Here is an 846-nt window from a genome sequence, read left to right on the forward strand (position 1 = left end):
GAGGATCGCAGTTTTCTCTTACGACCCCCACGGGCATCCCTCGTCAAAGGAGTCCTTTGAACGGTTTGCGTGTCAGGCCATCGACGAAGAATTCAACCATGGAGGTATAGTCAAACACTGGAAGGTCAGTCGCCTCTTGAATCGCAGCCGCGTATGGCGGCAATCCGCCACACTCAAGCAAAATCATGCCAAGATCCGGTCGATCCTTCTGCAGCGTCAGGATGGCTTTGACCACATCAGCCTGGACTGCATCCACATCTAGATCACCATACGGCTCCAGGAAGAAGCCCGCGAATACGGGAGCATCATCCAGTCCAAAGACGACCACCCTGTCACTCATGTCCGGTCGCACCCCAGCTGCTTTCAACATATCCTGGCTCAGTACAGCCTTACTTGCCACGACCACGCCAAGCGCCTTGCCTTGGGGAAGAACTTGTTCAAGAAACGGAGTAAGGACAAGGCTTGACAGGAACACCGGTACATCAACCGCAGCGCGGACCGCTTCCTGGTACCGGATGAAATAACCGCATCCAGCAGTGATCACTCGCGCACCCTCTCGTACGAGTTCTTTCGCAGCTGCAACCACAGCGGATGTTTTTTCCTCGCCAGCCGCCCCGAAAATACAGGTATTGTTCAGCTCAGGTACCGTCTTATACCGTACGGGTACGCTCCATGTGGTGGCATTGCCGGTATCCCCAGGGATATACGGACGGAGGCCGGGTCCCGGCATGCGATCAAGCATCAAAATGCCCACGGGCGCTCCGTGGAACGCCAGTCGAGGCCTCACCCAGGATGGCCAGCGCTTTTGTTGGATATGAGGAAAATCAGTCATATGTTGTCATCCTT

The 846-nt window shown here is 55.3% G+C and carries 1 protein-coding gene; it reads right to left on the reverse strand.

Going from position 1 to position 846, the window contains the following annotated elements:
* Positions 1-43 precede the first annotated feature (43 nt).
* Positions 44-832 carry an aspartate/glutamate racemase family protein gene (locus D3227_RS40480; protein ID WP_120019475.1) on the reverse strand — a complete coding sequence of 263 codons (789 nt, stop codon included), beginning with the start codon at positions 830-832 and terminating at the stop codon, positions 44-46.
* Positions 833-846: the final 14 nt, after the last annotated feature.

It is taken from the genome of Mesorhizobium waimense (genome assembly GCF_003601975.1).
Taxonomy (GTDB): Bacteria; Pseudomonadota; Alphaproteobacteria; order Rhizobiales; family Rhizobiaceae; genus Mesorhizobium; species Mesorhizobium waimense.

Coding starts and splice junctions, on each gene's coding strand:
- D3227_RS40480 (WP_120019475.1), bottom strand. CDS start 832: ATGACTGATTTTCCTCATATCCAACAAAAGCGCTGGCCATCCTGGGTG.